1 protein-coding gene is annotated in these 324 nt (G+C 42.9%); it reads left to right on the top strand.

What is annotated here, in order from left to right; translation table 11 throughout:
• Window positions 1–36 precede the first annotated feature (36 nt).
• Window positions 37–324 (top strand): hypothetical protein (locus HC175_RS22110; protein ID WP_209310197.1); only part of this gene is annotated, 288 nt, incomplete at its 3' end.

Genomic DNA, 324 nt, shown 5'->3' with positions numbered 1-324 from the left:
AAAACTCCAAAGACCGAAAATCTTCGGGATATACTCATGGAAGATGTTGTACCATCTGAATGCGGTGCCACCGAATTCTCTCAAGTGGTATGGGAGCATTTTACAGCATTGGCTTCAGATGATCTTGCTGTGGAATATATGAGCCAGTACCTGTTTCTACAGGAGAATGCATTGCGTTTAAGAATAGGGACAGATCATTTTGGTCCCCATGGAGAATATACTAACCACGTGGAAAGAATGATTCGTACCCTTGAAAGATTCTGGAATATGCCGAACGAAATAGAAGTCCTGGGGCAACACAATGAAACTCTGAATGACCGGGAA

The sequence above is a fragment of the Salinimicrobium oceani genome (assembly GCF_012037645.1).
Note: the sequence above shows the minus strand (reverse complement) of the source record. Positions and strands in the feature narration are given on the sequence as shown.